The 17,693-nt window shown below is 44.4% G+C and carries 18 protein-coding genes and 1 CRISPR repeat array; of the genes, 9 read left to right on the top strand and 9 right to left on the bottom strand.

Annotation, left to right across the window (positions count from 1 at the left end; translation table 11 throughout):
• Positions 1 to 131: 131 nt before the first annotated feature.
• Complete coding sequence (locus H6F77_RS04900; RefSeq protein ID WP_190485947.1) at positions 132 to 389, top strand: CRR7 family NDH-1 assembly protein; 258 nt, start codon at positions 132 to 134, stop codon at positions 387 to 389.
• A gap of 2 nt (positions 390 to 391) precedes the next feature.
• Here the strand turns inward: H6F77_RS04900 and H6F77_RS04895 are convergent, their stop codons facing one another.
• On the bottom strand, positions 392 to 949 hold the full coding sequence (locus H6F77_RS04895) for a DUF2854 domain-containing protein (RefSeq protein ID WP_190485945.1): 558 nt from the start codon (positions 947 to 949) through the stop codon (positions 392 to 394).
• Positions 950 to 1,256: 307 nt separating this feature from the next.
• Here H6F77_RS04895 and H6F77_RS04890 point away from each other — a divergent pair, with 307 nt between their 5' ends.
• Together H6F77_RS04890 and H6F77_RS04885 are read left to right on the top strand one after the other, a co-directional pair.
• Complete coding sequence (locus H6F77_RS04890; RefSeq protein WP_190485943.1) at positions 1,257 to 1,517, top strand: hypothetical protein; 261 nt, start codon at positions 1,257 to 1,259, stop codon at positions 1,515 to 1,517.
• Between the two features lie 43 nt (positions 1,518 to 1,560).
• Positions 1,561 to 1,740 (top strand): hypothetical protein, encoded by a 180-nt coding sequence (locus tag H6F77_RS04885; protein ID WP_190485941.1) that lies wholly within the window; start codon positions 1,561 to 1,563, stop codon positions 1,738 to 1,740.
• Positions 1,741 to 1,856: 116 nt separating this feature from the next.
• Here H6F77_RS04885 and H6F77_RS04880 read toward each other — a convergent pair whose 3' ends face one another.
• Together H6F77_RS04880 and H6F77_RS04875 are read right to left on the bottom strand one after the other, a co-directional pair.
• Entirely contained in the window at positions 1,857 to 2,687 is an 831-nt protein-coding gene (locus H6F77_RS04880) for a PIN domain-containing protein (protein ID WP_190485939.1), read from the bottom strand.
• A 122-nt stretch (positions 2,688 to 2,809) separates the two neighbouring features.
• Positions 2,810 to 4,342: a site-2 protease family protein gene (locus tag H6F77_RS04875; RefSeq protein WP_190485937.1), complete on the bottom strand. Its 1,533-nt coding sequence runs from the start codon at positions 4,340 to 4,342 to the stop codon at positions 2,810 to 2,812.
• Between the two features lie 190 nt (positions 4,343 to 4,532).
• On the opposite strand from H6F77_RS04875, the gene H6F77_RS04870 reads away from it, so the two are divergent.
• On the top strand, positions 4,533 to 5,558 hold the full coding sequence (locus H6F77_RS04870; protein WP_242021910.1) for a WG repeat-containing protein: 1,026 nt from the start codon (positions 4,533 to 4,535) through the stop codon (positions 5,556 to 5,558).
• A 138-nt stretch (positions 5,559 to 5,696) separates the two neighbouring features.
• On the opposite strand, the gene murQ is transcribed toward H6F77_RS04870, so the two are convergent.
• The 4 genes from murQ to H6F77_RS04850 form a co-directional block, all read right to left on the bottom strand.
• Complete coding sequence (gene murQ / locus H6F77_RS04865; protein ID WP_190485935.1) at positions 5,697 to 6,620, bottom strand: N-acetylmuramic acid 6-phosphate etherase; 924 nt, start codon at positions 6,618 to 6,620, stop codon at positions 5,697 to 5,699.
• A 57-nt stretch (positions 6,621 to 6,677) separates the two neighbouring features.
• Complete coding sequence (locus H6F77_RS04860; protein WP_190485933.1) at positions 6,678 to 7,031, bottom strand: DUF3110 domain-containing protein; 354 nt, start codon at positions 7,029 to 7,031, stop codon at positions 6,678 to 6,680.
• Between the two features lie 97 nt (positions 7,032 to 7,128).
• Positions 7,129 to 7,836 carry a M15 family metallopeptidase gene (locus tag H6F77_RS04855; protein WP_190485930.1) on the bottom strand — a complete coding sequence of 236 codons (708 nt, stop codon included), beginning with the start codon at positions 7,834 to 7,836 and terminating at the stop codon, positions 7,129 to 7,131.
• A gap of 78 nt (positions 7,837 to 7,914) precedes the next feature.
• The gene (locus H6F77_RS04850; protein ID WP_190485929.1) at positions 7,915 to 11,325 is read right to left on the bottom strand and encodes an ATP-binding protein; all 3,411 of its coding nucleotides are present in this window, start codon (positions 11,323 to 11,325) and stop codon (positions 7,915 to 7,917) included.
• A gap of 451 nt (positions 11,326 to 11,776) precedes the next feature.
• Positions 11,777 to 12,679: a CRISPR direct-repeat array (repeat unit 37 nt; unit sequence CTTACAATTACCCAAAATCCCTATCAGGGATTGAAAC).
• Between the two features lie 47 nt (positions 12,680 to 12,726).
• On the opposite strand from H6F77_RS04850, the gene H6F77_RS04845 reads away from it, so the two are divergent.
• Positions 12,727 to 12,924: a hypothetical protein gene (locus H6F77_RS04845; protein ID WP_190485927.1), complete on the top strand. Its 198-nt coding sequence runs from the start codon at positions 12,727 to 12,729 to the stop codon at positions 12,922 to 12,924.
• A gap of 72 nt (positions 12,925 to 12,996) precedes the next feature.
• Here the strand turns inward: H6F77_RS04845 and yidD are convergent, their stop codons facing one another.
• Positions 12,997 to 13,233 (bottom strand): membrane protein insertion efficiency factor YidD, encoded by a 237-nt coding sequence (gene yidD / locus H6F77_RS04840; RefSeq protein ID WP_190485925.1) that lies wholly within the window; start codon positions 13,231 to 13,233, stop codon positions 12,997 to 12,999.
• A gap of 69 nt (positions 13,234 to 13,302) precedes the next feature.
• On the opposite strand from yidD, the gene H6F77_RS04835 reads away from it, so the two are divergent.
• Positions 13,303 to 13,992 carry a diacylglycerol/polyprenol kinase family protein gene (locus H6F77_RS04835; RefSeq protein ID WP_375335920.1) on the top strand — a complete coding sequence of 230 codons (690 nt, stop codon included), beginning with the start codon at positions 13,303 to 13,305 and terminating at the stop codon, positions 13,990 to 13,992.
• Between the two features lie 97 nt (positions 13,993 to 14,089).
• Here H6F77_RS04835 and H6F77_RS04830 read toward each other — a convergent pair whose 3' ends face one another.
• A complete protein-coding gene (locus tag H6F77_RS04830; RefSeq protein WP_190485921.1) occupies positions 14,090 to 14,242 on the bottom strand; it encodes a hypothetical protein in 153 nt (50 codons plus the stop codon).
• A 436-nt stretch (positions 14,243 to 14,678) separates the two neighbouring features.
• Here H6F77_RS04830 and H6F77_RS04825 point away from each other — a divergent pair, with 436 nt between their 5' ends.
• The 3 genes from H6F77_RS04825 to H6F77_RS04815 all read left to right on the top strand — a co-directional run bounded on the left by H6F77_RS04825 (position 14,679) and on the right by H6F77_RS04815 (position 17,520).
• On the top strand, positions 14,679 to 16,079 hold the full coding sequence (locus H6F77_RS04825) for a nicotinate phosphoribosyltransferase (RefSeq protein WP_190485919.1): 1,401 nt from the start codon (positions 14,679 to 14,681) through the stop codon (positions 16,077 to 16,079).
• A 74-nt stretch (positions 16,080 to 16,153) separates the two neighbouring features.
• Positions 16,154 to 16,813 carry a nicotinate-nucleotide adenylyltransferase gene (locus H6F77_RS04820; protein WP_190485917.1) on the top strand — a complete coding sequence of 220 codons (660 nt, stop codon included), beginning with the start codon at positions 16,154 to 16,156 and terminating at the stop codon, positions 16,811 to 16,813.
• On the top strand, positions 16,777 to 17,520 hold the full coding sequence (locus H6F77_RS04815) for an NUDIX hydrolase (RefSeq protein WP_190485915.1): 744 nt from the start codon (positions 16,777 to 16,779) through the stop codon (positions 17,518 to 17,520). Before H6F77_RS04820 ends, H6F77_RS04815 begins: the two co-directional genes overlap by 37 nt.
• Positions 17,521 to 17,693: the final 173 nt, after the last annotated feature.

The raw sequence follows: 17,693 nt of genomic DNA, 5'->3' as shown, positions 1-17,693 counted from the left end.
GGGAATTTTCCAGGTACTACTTAGCTATGTAGGGCAAAGTTTTATGGGTTGCGTTGAGCGATCGCGCCTATCAATGACCCAAACATTACCATTAAACTAAAGCCTAACGTCGCTACCATAGAGAACCAAAAATGCCTGACTCCTTAATGTACAGTGAAGATACCTTCGTTTTGCTAGAACCCAACCAACCAGAGATATTTTTGACACCAATAGAGCTTTTAGAAAAACTCAAGGCAATTTTGGCAACTCGGCAGGATGACCTGCCGAGAGATTTGCAAAAATTTACCGACCTGGAGGAGCAGGCTAAATACCTGCTTAATACATCATGCGAATTTGATGTAGGGCCGGGGCAGTATTTGCAGTGGTACGCCGTGCGTCTGGAAAAATAAACTCAGCTAGCGCTGGGTGTAGCAATCAGGGATACTTCAACGCCTTTATCTAAAGCAGGTTGATTCACCTCAACTCGCAACCCAGGGCCAAAGAAAGTTTCCATTTTTTGCCGCTTTTGTTGCCAAACCTCAAAAGGAATCAAGGGCGAATCAAATTCCAGAATTAAAGTGTAAGCACCATCGACAGATGTTTCCCGCAAACCTTTGATGACTGGCCTTTCCTCATCTGTCGGACTCATACCCAGGTGGCTGAGGGAACTATCAAGATGGGCGTCTTGACCGTAGCGATATCGGGTGATGTCTTTTCGTATCTGGTTTTGGGTGGTTGTCGCTTGCTGCTCCCGCAGTGTCAGTATAGCGGGCGGAGTTGGTTGACTAAAGGGCACTGGTTTTAGTTCGGAGGCTTTGAGGGCTAGACCTCCCAGCAGCAGGGGAATTCCGTAGAAGAAGCCCGCTAGGTTCAGCGTGGCATTTCCCTGTGCATAGGCCACAAATCCCACAAAGGTAAGGATGCTACCAATAACCAGACCCAACGTTCCCAGAGAAGTTTTAGGTAACATTTTAATGAGGCCATCCTACAGATAATTACTTCAGCATTATTATCGTTGTCCTGGGTAACATATTCATTTATAGATATAAGGAAGTCTGTAACGCAGGCGATCGCATCCCCATGTTACAAATCACAAATTAGGCTTTGACGGCAATAGTTGCAGGTTTAACTGTTCGAGAACGCTGCAAAGTCTAATTTTGTAGTGCCTTAAGCTGGTAGGAACTACTAATTATCAGCCCAGTCGTAAGGATAAACTCTACGATCTATATAAGCCATCAGTATCTTTCGCCATCTACGCTATAACCCGAGTAATTAAGATGATTAAAGAAGATAGTCAGCCAGCTACAAAAAAAAGTAGTGCTATTCTAGAGCAGCTCAATACGCTGAAGCGAGAGGATGAAACCCTATATAACATACTCGCTGTAGATGTTTGGGCTTTAGCTAAAACTATGGATGAATTTCAACCAGGGTTTTGGTCTGCTTTTATGACAAATAGGGAAAAAGCGATGAAGCGGTTTATCGCCGAAGTGATTAAAAATAAGCCTGTTGACCCAAAACGCCCTCCGTTCCTGCGTTAAAGTTGTCTATGCTAGATGATAAGTGTAGGTAATATTGCAGACAATGGAACCACAGCTAATAAAAGAACGAATTGCCCTGATCGAGAGCAAGCGCGAGTCCCTGGTAGAGCTATTGGAGCAACCCAACCTGGGAACTCTGCGAATTGATGTAAATCAGGCTCTTGAAGAGTTAGACGATCTGATTGATGAGTTTAGGCGCACTTTCCCGGAATCGGGGCCATAGTTTGCTCGCCTAGTTAGTTTACAAAGGAAATATAAGTTATATAGCGTTGGTCGCGATAGTGCTAGCGAATGCCTATAACACAACCGCGACCAATGCAACAGAATAAGAATATAAAGTTATTTTTTAATTGGCTTTTTAGGTGGCGGTGGAGTATTTCCAGACAATGTGGGTAAACCTAGCTGCTTCCAAGTTTTTTTGAACGAAGCAGGTTGAACGGTTTGCCAGACAAATAAGCCAGCGATCGCTAGAGCGCCTATTGTTAAAAAACCCGAAATCTGTTTAAGAAAGCTCCCACTAGGGCTAGAAGCCTTTGGCAAGGGCGATCGCGTGTATGACCGTTGCACTGCTTGATTTGGTTGCACAGACGGCCTCGTTCTAGTCGTCGGGCGTGCCGTCGTAGGGCTAGCATGCACCATTCCTGTTAAGATAGGCTCCGATCCTGCCCTCATCATCATCTGCATATGCTCGGTAACTGCCTCTGGGCGCTGCCGCGTGCGACTCCACTGCAACAATTGCGTAGCGGTAATGCCGCATAAATTACTAGCTCTCAAAGCTTGAATTTTTTGCAACAGCGAGTGGCCATTACCTACAAAAACTACCAGCTTGCGTTCCTGCTCTTTAGACAAACCATAAGCACAGCGGACAGTTGCTACAGTCAGTCGCGCTTGTTTGCTCATAGCTTTACCAGCCGGAACCGTGACTGACAGGTGATTGGCATCAGCGCTTGTCAGTTGCCAGCCACTATTCGGATAAAAGTTGATGAACTCTCTAGCAGTTTTCTCCTGGCTAGGTTCAGGTGCCCGCTTGCAGAGAAATTCCAGCTCCTCATAGACAACTTGAGGCAGAAAACACTTTCCTAGCCGCGCATACCCCTGCCATTCCCGGCTGGTCCCAGCCAAGATAGCGCTGAGGTCTAGAAGAACTACGATCGGAGGAGGTGTATCCATGGCGGCAAGGATTTGGGGCTTAGACTTTAACTATAGATTGCAGCTTGCTAGTCCAAATCCAACATTCGATGGATTTGGCTAGCCAGATGAAATCTATACATCAACCCATCAAAAATGGATTTTTAGCCACCAATGCCCAAACGCCCTGCTAAACCTGGAGCTAACGGAATCAGTGTTGCCACCATCAAAAACAGAGCCAACAAAGCCAAAGCAGCTCGCGCATCATCGGGTTCTGTTATTTCGTTCAAGCTGGGGCGCTCTGAACCCCGCTGCAAGAACAAAATCACGATTGCCCAATAGAAAAGCACCGGATTTCCAGGATTAACCAGACATATTATCCCCAGCACAACTAAAGTGGCTACTGTAGTTGCCCGTGCGATTTTACGTCCGTAAATTGCCTGAACCATTCGGCCCCCATCTAAAAGACCAGCAGGCATCAAATTTAACGCCGTCAGCACCAAGCCCAGCCAGCCGATAATCGTCAGCGGGTGTACATCAACAAGAGTCTTTTGTAGGGCAGAACCGAGGACAACCTTGGAGAGCGTTCCCACCAAAATCGACCCCTGGAAAAACTGCGACGGCACTTTAAACAGGCTGCCATCATGGGAAAGCAGCAAGCCAGTTAGCAGCATCAATAGCGAGATAATGCCACTGGTGGCAGGCCCGGCTAAGGAAATATCAAACAAGACCGTGCGGTTGGGCAATAGCGACTCAAAGCGAGTAATCGCGCCAAAGGAGCCTATTTCCCACGAGGGGATGAAGAAAGGAAGACTGAGGCGGACGTTATAGCGACGCGCCATCCAGCGGTGGCCAAGTTCATGAGATGCTAAAACTGCCCAGATTCCCGCAGTAATGGGCAGCACTTCCCTGTATCGGCTTGGGTTGTTGAAGAAATCGAAGCCCAGGAAAAGCCCGCCTGTTTCTAAACTTGAGGCAATGGTGGCGACTAAAAGACTTAGAGCCAGGATTTTTTGGGGGAGAGTGGTGGTTTGCGGGTCATTGCTGCTGGGGAGAATAATGACGACGGGCTTGGCTTCTGGGTTTTCGACTAAGAATAGCCGATAGCGATCGCCCAATCTTTCTTGCAAACTAGCAGACAACCGCGAATGAACTGCATCAGGCTCTCCCCGCAAATTGCCCTTAAAGATAACGCCTTCTTGATACGGGATTGTTTCCGTAGCAAAGAACGTATCAATGCCAAAAATATTCTTGATGGTTTTCAGGTCCTCATCGGGGATGGGAACCACCTCAATAGCTTTGACTACCTCCGGTGTTGGCACGCTTGAGGCGGGCGAGGCGTCTGATGCAGTTATTTTTTCTGTGGAGTCTGATTCCTCCATTATCTGCGCCACTCTGGTACGCAGCGAGTTCATCACCTCTGCATCCTTAGCAGCGGTTCGCAGGCGTTTGCCCAGGAAGATGTATAATCCAGCTGACGCCACTATCAAAAACAGAATTCCGACCAAGTTGATGTAAATACCAGCTGCGAACAACCCAAAGAACAGCAGCCAGGGAGTCATCAACACTACTGACTGCAACCAGGCTAAGATTCCCAGTTTGCCGAACGGCTTGGCGCGGTAGAACCCCCAGCCCAGGATGCCTAGAGCAATCAGCACAATTAAACCCGTTGCAGCAGTCTCCGATGCATTAAACATTTTTGATTAGGAACCTTAGCAGCTAGAGCTAATAATAAATCATTTCCCTCCCGGATTTGCCGTTTCTAGTAGGGATTTCATTTTTGTGGGGCAAAGCCGACTGTATTATTAACCATAAATCTCGTTTAGTTCAAAGAGATTTATTATTAATACTAATAATTACTACCCAAAATTGGGGTTATTTAGAAAATTGAGCAAAGAAAACTTGGGTAACTTAATCAGAAGCGGGATAATAGCGATCGCTTCTGTTGTTGCCATACAATCTACGCTTACGGGATGTAATTTAACTTCCACTTCGGCGCTACCCAATAATTCCACTTCTTCATCAAAAAATATACAAAAAGACCAACTTCCTTCTTTTGTCATCACCCCGCAGTATGATGATGCTTTGCCTTTTTCTCAAGGATTAGCAGCGGTAAAAATTGGTGAAAAATATGGCTATATAGATAAAGCTGGCAAAACGGTTATAGAACCTCAGTTTGAAGAAGCTAATATTTTTGCCGATGGATTGGCGCTAGTAAAAATTAGCGATGGATATGGCTATATAGACACTACTGGTAACATGGCGATTAAGGTTGAATTTCCAGATGCTCAAAATTTTTCAGAAGGACTGGCGGCAGTAGGTAGACCAGCAGGAATTCAAAACGATTGGGGTTATATTGATAAGAGAGGAAACGTAGTTATTAAGCTAGAATTGTCTTATGCTTCCACCTTCTCTGAAGGACTGGCACCAGCCGCATATTGGGCTAAGGGTGATTTTGAGAACGAGGGAGCTTTGCTGGCAGGCTATGGTTATATAGATAAAACAGGCAAGATAGTAATTGAACAAAAATTTGATAGTGCTGGTAACTTTTCTCAAGGGTTCGCAGCAGTACAAATTGATAATAAATATGGCTACATAGATAAATTAGGTAAAATAGTTATTCAGCCGCAATTTAGTGTTGCTGGCGAATTTTCAGAAGGGTTGGCAGCAGTAAGGATTAAGGATAAATACGGCTATATTGATTCCAAGGGCAATGTTGTCATTAAGCCACAATTTGATAATGCTGGTAAGTTTTCTCAAGGTGTGGCGGCGGTAAAAATTGACGGCAATTATGGCTATATAGATAAGACTGGCAATATTGTCATTCAGCCGCAGTTTGATGATGCCAATCAATTTTCTTATGGGCTAGCAGCGGTAAAATATCAGGGTAAGTGGGGTTATATCAAAAAATAAGGCTGGGGAAGATTTTAGATTTGATGGTGTAGGTGCGTTAACGCAGCGTAACGCACCATTTAAATCAATACAATTCAGTTAGGTTAAAAACAAAAACCCAACCTACAATTGTTCTTGACTGACGTTTACAAACTGTTTCTACAAACCGGGCTTCTGGTAACTTAAAACAGCTTGTCGGAGATTACCTTTATGTTCGGCAAGCAAGCGATCGCTCTCTTGTCGGTTTAACCCCGTCCAGTGCATCACTAAAGCTAACTTAACAGATCGCCCGCTTTCCTCTAACAAATATCCCGCGTCTTCGCGGCTTAAACTTGTCAAGTCTTGCAACATTCGTAAAGCGCGATCGCGCAGTTTATTGTTAGTAACGGCGACATCTACCATGCGATTGCCGTAAACTTTCCCCAACTTCACCATCACGCTCGTCGATAAAATATTTAAAGCCATCTTGGTGACGGTTCCTGCCTTAAGTCGCGTCGAACCTGCCACGACTTCCGGGCCAACTATCAGGCGAATGTCTATATTCGCATCGATAGTAACTTGTTCGGCGGGCACGCAGGCAATCAATATTGTAGTAGCACCCCGCTGTTTAGCTGCCTGGATTGCACCGTGTACAAAAGGCGTAGTTCCCCCAGCAGTAATGCCTACAACGATATCCAGATGATTAATCTGACGTTGAGCGATCGCGGCGGCTCCATCTTCATCTTTGTCTTCCAAATCTTCCGAACTGCGGATTAATGCCCCAGCACCACCAGCAATAATGCCCTGTACCATCTCCGGCGGCGTGCAGAACGTGGGGGGACACTCAGCCGCATCCAAGACGCCCAAACGCCCGCTGGTTCCAGCTCCTATATAAAATAACCGTCCGCCTTGACGTAAAGCCTCGGCTGCGGCGTCGATTGCTTCGGCTAACTGGGTACGGGCGGCGGCGATCGCGGCTAAGGTTTGAGCATCCTCGCGATTGAACAAATCCACCAACTCCAAAGAACTTAGCTGATCTAAGTTTTGGCTGTTGGGGTTAACCTGTTCGGTTAAAAGATGTCCGCGCTCCTCTAGATTTTTCATCTGTTATCCTTTGTGCTTCTGATGAGCGTGAAGTGAGAAAATAGGCGTCATACCAGATCACAACAGTCCTTCTAGCTGACGGCGGATTCTATCCAAGTCAGATACATCTGGTTCCTTGGCTTCTGGTTGCCAGTCCATTTCCTCGACGCTATTCTCCGGCGGCAGTGCCAACATACCTTCCTCAATAAATTGCGAGTCGTAGTCGGCACTTTGACAAAATTCCTCTATTTCCTGTTTATCTATGGCTTCCACAGTAGGAGAGGGAAAATCTTGCGCCTCCAGCATCCCCGCAAAGCGGGTGGCGTCGTCTTCCGACTCAAACATTAACACCGTGTTGCGATCGCCTATTCTTATGCTGTGAATTCCTTCGTTTTCTGTGCGGGCATTGAATAAAAGAATGTAAACGTACATGAGTAGCCAAGAATTTCGTAATTATCTTTAAATTAGAATATCTGACTCTGGGGACTCAAAAGACTCAATGGATAGATGATTGCGTCAGGGCGGCGGCTTAAGCGACTCTTCCGTAACGTGCTGCACTAGGTTTATCGGGATTTTCTAGATTGCACAGCCACGCCCACATCTGATCGCCCAAGGAGAAATGCCACCATTCGTTGAGATGACGTTGGAAACCAGCCTCGCGCATGACATCGTACAACAGTTGGCGATGGAAATGATACTGGTATTGGAGTGGGCTGGTGCTGTTGGCGTAGTAGTTGGGATGCGATCGCTGTGATATTTCATCAATTTCGCCCCCCATATCAACAATTTTGCCTGTATCTAAAGTTAGGGTTACATCGACAGCAGCACCAGTGCTGTGAGGGGGAGGCGTAGTTGGGTTAAGGTTGGGTACAGCCCAAAATTCATAAACCTGCTCCCAAATTTTTTGCTTCTGAGTTTCTGTTAATTCAGCTAGGTTCAAATTTTGCTCTTGAACAAGTTGGGCAAAGGTGTAATCTACCATGAATTGTTGGACTTCAACGGGTCGATAGGCATCAAAAATCTGAATGCGCCAGCCTGGATGGTGCTTTTGCAAATTAGCTTGGGCTAACTTGAGGCTATCGAGGACGCTTTGGCGGAGATAATAAGGCGATCGCTCTCCATAATTAGCACCTAATATTTGATAAGGATGGGGAGAAGCGACGGCAAAGTTTTCTAATGGTATGGGGACGAGCGATTCGCCACACTCCAAAATAGGAATTAGCTGATAAGGTTTCATGGTTTTATTGCTTGCAGGATAGAAACAATTCTGACAAATTATATTCAAATAGCCAGGCAATTTAGCGCAGAAAGATAATTACTTGGAATCAAAATCTGTTACGCCTTCCCATTCCGGCGCTACACCATATTGTTGATGTTGCTGACAGCGCTTTATATAAACTAAGGCTGCTCGATCTTGAGGATTTTTATCTATTATTTCTTGGAATATTTCTTGCGCGATCGCAAACTTTTGATTGCTATAAGCTAGGGCGGCTTCCTCGAATTTTGGTTGCATTTGCGTCTTTAACTGATTGGATAAATCGAGTTCTTCATCATAGACTTCATAGATAGAAATAGGTTGATTTTTGCCTTTCACTCTAACGCGATCGAGAAATCTATAGGTATATTTATCTAAGTTTTCCAGGCGAGATAGAGTGCGATCGCTGATTAAAATTCCCGCTCCATACAGTTTCGTTAATCCTTCCAAACGCGAGGCTAAGTTAACAGCATCAGCAATTACTGTTGTATCCATACGTTCTGATTCGCCAACCGTTCCTAACATTAAATTGCCTGTATGTAAACCAATCCCTATAGAGATAGGAACTTCGCCTTTTTGTTGCCGATGTTGATTGTAGATAGTTACTTGTTTTTGCATCGCGATCGCTGCTTGTACGGAATCATCGGCTGAGTCAGGAAATAAAGCCATGATCGCATCGCCAATATATTTATCAATAAAGCCATTATGCTGGCGAATGACTGGGCTGACTTGGCTAAGATAAGAATTGATAAAATTAAAATTCTCTTGGGGTGTCATTGCTTCTGACAAAGTTGTAAACGAACGGATGTCAGAAAACAATATTGTCATTTCTTTCTGTACTTGGTCGCCTAATTGAACATCAATAATGCTTTCTTTATCTAAGAAACGCAGGAAATTGCGCGGGACAAATCTCCCGTAGGATAAAGTTAGCTTTGCGAGATAAAGATGAGTTTTAATTCGGGCAAGCATTTCTTGTTTTTGAATTGGCTTGCATAAATAATCATTAGCTCCTGACTCAAAGCCTTCTACTATGTCTGAAACTTGATTTTTTGCCGTAAGCATAACAATAGGAAGTTCGTATGCTGGAAAGCGATCGCGTATTTTTTTGCAAACTTCATAACCCGTCATGCGCGGCATCATCAGGTCGAGTAAGATCAAATCGGGAATAAAACCATTTTCCATTACTGTTAAGGCTTCTTGTCCGTTACTCGCTTCAGTAAGAGCGTAATTGTACAGCGAGAGATTGTTAACAAGTACCTGACGATTCACTTGTTCGTCATCGACAATCAAAACTTTAAACTGTTTTTCGTTAATATTTGTAAGTTGAAAGTTGGGGCTTGTTGTTGGGATTGCTAACTCTAGAGTTATGCTGTCTTTAATAGTAGCAACCTGTTGAGTTGGTTCAACAACGCCTTGAAATATGGGTAAAGTAAAAGTAAATTGCGAACCTTCCCCAACTTTAGATTTAACGCTAATTTTGCCCCCGTGCAATTCAACAAGTTGCTTGGTTACTGCTAGTCCTAGTCCTGTCCCACCATATTCTCTAGCAGTAGAGCCTTCTGCTTGTTCAAAGGATTCAAAGATGCTGTCAAATTTATCTTGTGGGATACCAATTCCCGTGTCTGAGACGGTGATGGAAATTTTGAATTGTGGATTTTGGATTTGGGATTGGTCAGCGATCGCTGATACCTCTTCCTCAGCGACCAATTCTGCTGAGATTTCTATCCTTCCAGAAGGGGTAAATTTAATAGCATTACCTACAAGGTTATGCAAAATTTGCTGCAATCTATCTTCGTCTGCTTCTGCGAGGGGAAGTTCCGTAGAAATATTGTCGAGCAGTTGCAAATTTTTGGGAGCAGCTAAAGGTTGGCTGAGAGCTAAAACTACATCGGTGACTGCTCGCAAATCTACGGGTTTGAGTTGCAATTCTAAATTTTTGTGCCTCAGTTTAGAGAAGTCTAGAATATCGTTAACTAAGTTGGCCAGACGGCGACCGCTGACAGCAATTAATGTTAGGTTAGCTCTAGTATTTTGGGTTAGTTCTCCAGTTGCGCCATCTATAAGCGATTCAGCGATACCGATAATGCCGTTAAGCGGGGTGCGGAGTTCGTGGGAGGTATTAGCAAGAAATTCATTTTTGAGTTGGTCAAGATGTTTTAATTCTTCATTTTGCTTCTCTAGCGTGGTAAAAGATTCTTGCAGTTGTCTTGCCATGCTGTTGAATGAGTTTGCCAATTTTTCAATTTCGATGATATTACTAGGTGCAATATGCTGTTCTAAATTACCTGCGGCAATTTCTGCGGATGCTTGAGAAACTTGTAGAACGGGGCGGGTAATCCAGCGAGCGGTGAGAATACCAATGATAATTGTCAACAGCAATGCTAAAATGCATAACAAGATGGTGCGTTGCGTATTGGCATAAATTTGTGTCATAAAATCCGCTTCGGGAACTACGATGACTATCAGCCAGTCTAGGCCAAATTCATCTTTATAGGAATCGAGCAATAGAAAATTTTTCTTCCCTTGTTGTGTAAAAGTTAGTTGTTGGTTATCACGAATATTGTTTAAATTGCTAAATTTATTAACGAGAAAGTCAGCGGCAGATTGGATGAGCGGATCGGGACTTTCCATCGCTGGTAATTGCTCGGCTTTGCCTTTGATAATTCGATAAGAAGGTTTGGTGCTGGAGGTAGCAACTAATTTGCCGGAACGTTCCATGATGAAAGCTTTTCCGGTTTGACCAATTTTCAGCTTTCGCATAAATTCATTCAACTGATCGAGGCTGAACTCAATGCTAATAACTCCTTGAATTTTTTTTGCCTTGTCGTACAAGGGTGTGTTGATACCAATTCCCAGATGCTCTGGTGCTACAGTCCAGCTGTAGATAGAATTCCAAATTGTTTTTCCGGCGGCAATGGTATCTATAAACCAAACTTCTTTAAGAAGTCCGACTGCGGCTCCTTTTTCTAGTAACACTTTTTTTGTGGGGTTATTACCGAATTCATCGGGGCTATAGACGATGTAATCATTAATATTTGGTTTAATGACTTTGGCAATTGTTGCTATTTCTTTTTCATAACCTGCACCAATGTAATTTCCGTCTGGAGTTGCGTAGCTGATATAGGATAGTTTGTAGGTTTGAACTTGATTCCAGAAAATTTTTCCTGTGGTATCAAAATCTTTGACTTGAATGCTGAGGTTTCCTGCTTTTATGGCACGCACGTCCATTTCTAGCACTCGTTTGGGATTTTCTAGGTAATTATCAACTTGTCCTTCAATTCGCGAATTGACTTCGGTTAATAGCTGATTGGCAAGGTCGTTGATGGCTTTTTGCCCGTTGCGGAAGGATAGATAACCGACTAAACCGACAGCAGCTCCAATTTCTACAATAAAAGGAATAATTAACGCGGTCCACAGATGAAATTTTTTATTAAATTTGCGTTTAGGCTGGATAGATACTTTGGTAGGCATTTTTTTAGCGCTTTATTTTCTATTTTGCGCTGAAATATAGGCTGACGCCAATTAAGGAAGGTGTTAAGATTTAAGACGCGATCGCCCCTCTCCCTTGGTTACTCAACTATTGCGCGATCGCCTGCTTTTTTGATAAGCATAAAGACTGGCGATCGCACGAGTGTAAAATAGGATTTCGCCCATCGGGTTTTATGGCTGTCTGGCGCGGATGGGTAGCTGTTTTTTTAGGGGATAAGAAGTTAGCGGCTGGATTGTTTAATTTACGGGTGTTTGAGGCGATCGCGCCCCAAACCGGACTCGCGCAATTTCTTCAACCTTTGTTAACGCTGGCTTTGGGGCAAAAATTCCGAATGGGTACTTTACAAGTTAGCGTCGGCAATGGTATTTTGTTCAGTGTTACGCGCAACCGCACCTCGAAAACCAAATATACGCTGGTTTCTAGACGGCTGGTCTTACAATTACCCAAAATCCCTATCAGGGATTGAAACTTGCCAATTCAATTGGCGTGATTGGTATCAAATTCTTACAATTACCCAAAATCCCTATCAGGGATTGAAACCTGGACTTTTATGCCGCAGCTTATCGCACGCTAAAACTTACAATTACCCAAAATCCCTATCAGGGATTGAAACTCAGCAGCTTTAGAGGCTTCATTCAAGAAAGAATCTTACAATTACCCAAAATCCCTATCAGGGATTGAAACTCTAAGGCTCCTTGTATTGGCTCGTCATTGGTTCTTACAATTACCCAAAATCCCTATCAGGGATTGAAACTCTATTGAGCTATTCAAAGGCAATCTGCGCCTGCGCTTACAATTACCCAAAATCCCTATCAGGGATTGAAACAGATTCTGGCTTTTATCAGGCTGCCGCCCTAGTGACTTACAATTACCCAAAATCCCTATCAGGGATTGAAACCAGGACTTCTTCAATCTCAGCCAGGAATTGCCTACTTACAATTACCCAAAATCCCTATCAGGGATTGAAACGCTACCACCATGAAGAAAGCATTACGCATGGGGCCGAATCCTTACAATTACCCAAAATCCCTATCAGGGATTGAAACAAAAGTAATTGTTACTTAATGGGGTATGTATGGCCTTACAATTACCCAAAATCCCTATCAGGGATTGAAACAGAGAAGTATCAGGAAACAGAACATGACAAGTTGTGCTTACAATTACCCAAAATCCCTATCAGGGATTGAAACGATTCAGAAGTTGGTAAAAGTCTTGTTTGGCGACTTACAATTACCCAAAATCCCTATCAGGGATTGAAACATTTCTACCCAACTGCGCGAGTCAGCAAATCCAGACAACTTACAATTACCCAAAATCCCTATCAGGAATTGAAACTTACAATTAACCAAAATTCCTATAGCAATCCTATGCAGAATTGTGAGATGTCAGAGGTTCAGATCCGCGACTTCTTAAAGAAGTCGGAGAGCTTGCAGGGCGAATCATTTACGACTGCTCTATCAGGGATTGAAACTTCTTTAACCTCGGTTTTGATGCTGGCATCACGCCTTACAATTACCCAAAATCTCTATCAGGGATTGAAACTTAGAATTAAGCAAAATTCTTATAGCAATAATATTTGAATTGTGAGATGTCAGAGTTTCAGATACCCGACTTCTCTAAGAAGTCGGGTATCTCGCAGGGCGAACCACCGCTCATTTTTCTTCCTTCGTAGACTCTAAGGGTGGGACGGGATCGTAACCGCCGGGATGCAAAGGATGACACCGCAAAATGCGCTTTATCGCCATCCACCCACCGCGCCAAGCACCAAATCGGTCTACCGCTTCCATTGCGTATTGCGAACAAGTCGGATGAAATCGACACACTGGGGGAAACAAAGGAGAAATCAGCACCCGATAACCGCGAATTAACCAAATCAATACAATTTTCATCGTGTCGCCGATATCTAATAAAGTGGAAAAGAGAGTATTTGCACTTTTATTAAGTCCTTGTTAAAAACTTTGCCTTGGTTAGAATCAATCCCGGCTGTATGGTTCCAAATTGCTCTTGTTGGAGTATGTTTGGGCGTAATTGTACTTTTAGCAGAATCGCTGCACCGCACTAACTCCCTAGACCCGGAAAGAGTGCGGAAAGTCGTCCATATCGGTACGGGTAATGTAATTTTACTTGCCTGGTGGCTGGAAATTCCCGCTTGGGTAGGCATCACTGCTTCGATCTTAGCCAGTACCGTTGCGCTTTTGTCCTACAAATTCCCCATCCTTCCGGGAATCAACAGTGTTGGACGCAAAAGCTTTGGAACATTTTTCTACGCTGTCAGCATTGGCGTATTAATTGCTTGGTTTTGGCCCATCCACCAACCCCAATATGCCGCAATGGGAATTTTGGTAATGACTTGGGGGGATGGACTTGCAGCCCTTATCGGTCAACGCATTGGCAGGCATCCCTACCAAATATGGGGAATAAAAAAAAGTTGGGAAGGTTCTGGGACGATGTTCGCGGTTAGCTATGCGATCGCCTCCCTTATTCTATTAAGCATTCAGGGGAATATCTGGCAAACTTGGGTAGTAGCGATCGCTGTTGGTTTAGTCGCCACTACCTTAGAAGCCTTCTCCAAATTTGGTATCGATAACATCACCGTTCCCTTGGGTAGTGCGGCTGTCGCCTTCTTCTTAACTCAGCTACTACTTTAAAGCCTTCTATCCACAAGAAAAGCGGTGGAGATACTTTTCTCTCCACCGCTTTTTCTACTAATGAACCCATCAAACCTGACAAAAACTTTAAGTATAATTACCAATTTGATCTATGCGAATCTTTGGAAGGATCTCCTGAAAATGGTTGCACGCCACTCAGAGGATACGCATCGTCACTTGGCCCAAAGATACGGGCGATCGCTTCAGAGAAATACTGAATGAGGCTGTCCATCATTTTGGAAATACCCATAACACTGCTCTCCCGCGAAACTTATTTTATTTATCTACTTCTAATTATCGATAACTCCCCCTAGTTTGAGGGGAAAAGCAATAATTGTTTGATTGTTTTTGCAATACTTTGCTTATATCTGATTAACTTGTCTTGTTTTAAGTCGAAATTATACATTTTTGTAAAACTACGTCATTTATATTGACCTTAGTTAATTTCAGATCCCCGACTTTTTTAAGAAGTCGGGGATCTCGCCTTCTACCCCAAACGTTCTCCCCTGCTTGGCATCCCCGCTATTTTATATAAAACTACCATTTTATTTTCAGTACATTTTGTTACATAGAGCTAAAAATCTAACCAAAGCACGGAAATTTTGAGTTAGTTATCCAAACCCTTGACATTATTATGGTGAAATTTACTATAATTTAAAAAACCAGCCTTGCTAGGAACCCCAGCAATGACGATTTCCCTAGATCGCCCATATTTGCAGCCTTATGCTCTTCAGGAACAAGAAAACACAGAAGACCAAGAACTCAGCATAGCCCCTGAAGATTACAGCCTGTTAACCGACCTCTATCAACTCACAATGGCAAGCTGCTACACAGGAGAAGGGTTAGAGCAGCAAACCGCAAGCTTTGAGTTATTTGCGCGGCGATTACCAGAAGGTTTTGGCTACCTTATTGCAATGGGGCTGGCGCAAGCGTTGGACTACCTAGAAAAATTCCGTTTTAGCCCCAAGCAAATAGCGGCTTTGCAGGCTACGGGAATTTTTGACAACGCACCGGGGCGATTTTGGTCGCTACTAGAGACAGCCCGCTTCACTGGCGATGTTTGGGCAGTTCCAGAGGGGACGGCGGTTTTTGCCAACGAACCGATGCTGCGAGTGGAAGCACCGTTGTGGCAAGCCCAACTGGTGGAAACTTACCTGCTGAACACCATCAACTATCAGACTTTAATAGCCACAAAAGCAGCGCGGATGCGGGATGTAGCGGGGCCGCAGGCGACCCTGCTGGAATTTGGCACGCGACGGGCATTTAGTCCCCAAGGCTCCTTGTGGGCGGCGAGGGCTGCTTTGGCGGCGGGTTTGGATGCGACGAGCAACGTGCTGGCGGCGCTTAAGTTGGGGCGCAAGCCTACCGGTACGATGGCGCATGCGCTTGTCATGGCTTTAGCAGCAAAAGAAGGAAGTGAGGGGGAGGCTTTTACAGCATTTCACCGATATTTTCCGGGTGCGCCGTTGTTGATTGACACTTACGATACAGTAGCGGCGGCTCAGATGTTGGCAGATAAAGTGCAGGCAGGTAGTTTGGAATTAGCTGGAGTGCGGCTGGATTCTGGGGATTTAGTGGAATTGTCGCAAAAAGTGCGATCGCTATTACCAGGCGTCCCCATCTTTGCTTCGGGCGACTTAGACGAGTGGGAAATTGCCCGCCTCAAAGCTAGCGGTGCTTGCATCGACGGCTACGGATTGGGTACGCGACTCGTTACTGGCAAACCAGTCAATGGAGTGTATAAACTCGTGGATATTGACGGCATCCCAGTGATGAAGGAGGCAAGCGGTAAAATAACTTATCCTGGTCGCAAGCAGATTTTCCGCTCTTTTGAAGGAAGTTTGCTTAAGAAAGACCGTTTGGGATTAGTAACTGAATGTCCTATAGGAGAGCAGCCGTTATTACAGGTAGCATTTAAACAAGGTGAGCGACTGTGGAAGGAAACTATAGCAGAAATAAGCGATCGCGTTGCTGTAAATGTAGCTAGTTTACCAGCCGAAACTCGCCAGCTAGATTCTCCCACTCCGCCCTTAGTAGAAATCTCTGACCCGCTGTTAGATTTGATTAAACAAACTCAAAAGCGGTAATGGGGAATGATGAATTAATTAACATTGCATATTCATCATCCATAATTATTCCAACGAACAATCAACAATGAACCATGAACAAAATAGCTTTGTTTGGTACGAGTGCCGATCCTCCGACTGCTGGGCACAGGGCGATTTTAGTTTGGCTTTCCCAACATTTTGATTTAGTGGCGGTTTGGGCTTCAGATAATCCTTTTAAGTCTCACGCTTCGCCCTTGGAACACCGCACAAAAATGCTAGGGTTGCTGATTGAAGAGATTGCTGCCCCCCAGCATAATATTAGTTTATATCCAGAACTCAGCCATCCCCGAACACTTGTCACCTTAGAGAGAGCTAAAGAAATTTGGGCTGATGGTGATTTTACTTTAGCAATCGGTTCTGATTTGGTGTGCGGTTCTTCTGGGGGTAACTCTGGCGATAGCGAAGCGCTGCTGAAAGCAGATCGCAAGGGGTTGGCGATAATGAGTTGGTACAGAGTTGAAGATTTGTTGCGACAAGTGAAATTACTCGTCGTACCTCGACCGGGTTATGCGTTGTCAGATAAGGATTTGGACGATTTGAGGGGACTGGGGACAGAGGTAGCGATCGCCGATTTTAACGCACCAGCAGTATCTTCCACAGCGTATCGTGAAAAAGGAGATACAACCAGCTTGACGCCTCCCATCGAGGCATATATCCATCAAGAACATTTATACGAATGCCAGGACGCCGCCAAAAGCAGATCGAGCCTATAAAAAATCCGACCTTAGCAGATTTTAAAGTCGGTGTAGATAATGCAATTTTTTCAGTTGATACCGCACAAAATCGGCTGTTAGTTTTATTAGTAATGCGGCATGAGGAACCATTTTTAGGGCAGTGGTGTTTGCCCGGTACTTTGGTACGTCAAGGGGAATCTTTAGAAGATGCAGCCTATAGGATTTTGTCAGAAAAGATTAGAGTAAAAAACTTGTATTTAGAGCAGTTGTATAGCTTTGGGGGGCCAGGACGCGATCCTAGAGAATCACCGGATAAATTTGGAGTGCGTTATCTATCAGTTAGTTACTTTGCTTTAGTGCGCTTTGAGGAAGCAGAGTTAATTGCCGATGGTGTTAGTGGAATTGCTTGGTATCCCTTGGCTCAAGTGCCAGAGTTAGCATTTGACCACAATCATATTTTACAGTTAGGTACGCGGCGACTGCGTAATAAGTTAGAGTACAGTCCAGTAGCTTTTGATGTGTTGCCGGAGGTGTTTACTTTGAGCGATCTTTATCAACTATATACTACTGTTTTAGGAGAAAATTTTTCCGATTATTCTAATTTTCGCGCCCGCTTGCTGAAGTTTGGTTTTTTATACGATACAGGGGTAAAAGTCTCGCGCGGTGCGGGGCGTCCAGCTAGTTTATATCGGTTTGATGCCGCAGCTTTTGCACCTTTGAAGGATAGGCCGTTGGTGTTTATTTAGTTGGTGGTAAAAAGCATACCGATGCATACGAATGTACCTGGCGATTACAAATCGCGGCTAAACAAACAAAGTCCGCCTACGCGGACTTTTAGAACCCGCGCAGGCGGGTTTAGTATGTATAGAAGCGAATTACATTCGCCCTTTTTACGAGAAGGAGATATGTGCTGATTGTG

The sequence above is a fragment of the Microcoleus sp. FACHB-831 genome (assembly GCF_014695585.1).
GTDB lineage: Bacteria > Cyanobacteriota > Cyanobacteriia > Cyanobacteriales > FACHB-T130 > FACHB-831.
Note: the sequence above shows the minus strand (reverse complement) of the source record. Positions and strands in the feature narration are given on the sequence as shown.

Bases quoted from the DNA above. Each gene is read 5' to 3' on its own strand.
- H6F77_RS04900 (WP_190485947.1), top strand. From the start codon at position 132: ATGCCTGACTCCTTAATGTACAGTGAAGATACCTTCGTTTTGCTAGAA.
- H6F77_RS04895 (WP_190485945.1), bottom strand. From the start codon at position 949: ATGTTACCTAAAACTTCTCTGGGAACGTTGGGTCTGGTTATTGGTAGC.
- H6F77_RS04890 (WP_190485943.1), top strand. From the start codon at position 1,257: ATGATTAAAGAAGATAGTCAGCCAGCTACAAAAAAAAGTAGTGCTATT.
- H6F77_RS04885 (WP_190485941.1), top strand. From the start codon at position 1,561: ATGGAACCACAGCTAATAAAAGAACGAATTGCCCTGATCGAGAGCAAG.
- H6F77_RS04880 (WP_190485939.1), bottom strand. From the start codon at position 2,687: ATGGATACACCTCCTCCGATCGTAGTTCTTCTAGACCTCAGCGCTATC.
- H6F77_RS04875 (WP_190485937.1), bottom strand. From the start codon at position 4,342: ATGTTTAATGCATCGGAGACTGCTGCAACGGGTTTAATTGTGCTGATT.
- murQ (WP_190485935.1), bottom strand. From the start codon at position 6,620: ATGAAAAATCTAGAGGAGCGCGGACATCTTTTAACCGAACAGGTTAAC.
- H6F77_RS04860 (WP_190485933.1), bottom strand. From the start codon at position 7,031: ATGTACGTTTACATTCTTTTATTCAATGCCCGCACAGAAAACGAAGGA.
- H6F77_RS04855 (WP_190485930.1), bottom strand. From the start codon at position 7,836: ATGAAACCTTATCAGCTAATTCCTATTTTGGAGTGTGGCGAATCGCTC.
- H6F77_RS04850 (WP_190485929.1), bottom strand. From the start codon at position 11,325: ATGCCTACCAAAGTATCTATCCAGCCTAAACGCAAATTTAATAAAAAA.
- H6F77_RS04845 (WP_190485927.1), top strand. From the start codon at position 12,727: ATGTCAGAGGTTCAGATCCGCGACTTCTTAAAGAAGTCGGAGAGCTTG.
- yidD (WP_190485925.1), bottom strand. From the start codon at position 13,233: ATGAAAATTGTATTGATTTGGTTAATTCGCGGTTATCGGGTGCTGATT.
- H6F77_RS04830 (WP_190485921.1), bottom strand. From the start codon at position 14,242: ATGGGTATTTCCAAAATGATGGACAGCCTCATTCAGTATTTCTCTGAA.
- H6F77_RS04825 (WP_190485919.1), top strand. From the start codon at position 14,679: ATGACGATTTCCCTAGATCGCCCATATTTGCAGCCTTATGCTCTTCAG.
- H6F77_RS04820 (WP_190485917.1), top strand. From the start codon at position 16,154: ATGAACAAAATAGCTTTGTTTGGTACGAGTGCCGATCCTCCGACTGCT.
- H6F77_RS04815 (WP_190485915.1), top strand. From the start codon at position 16,777: ATGCCAGGACGCCGCCAAAAGCAGATCGAGCCTATAAAAAATCCGACC.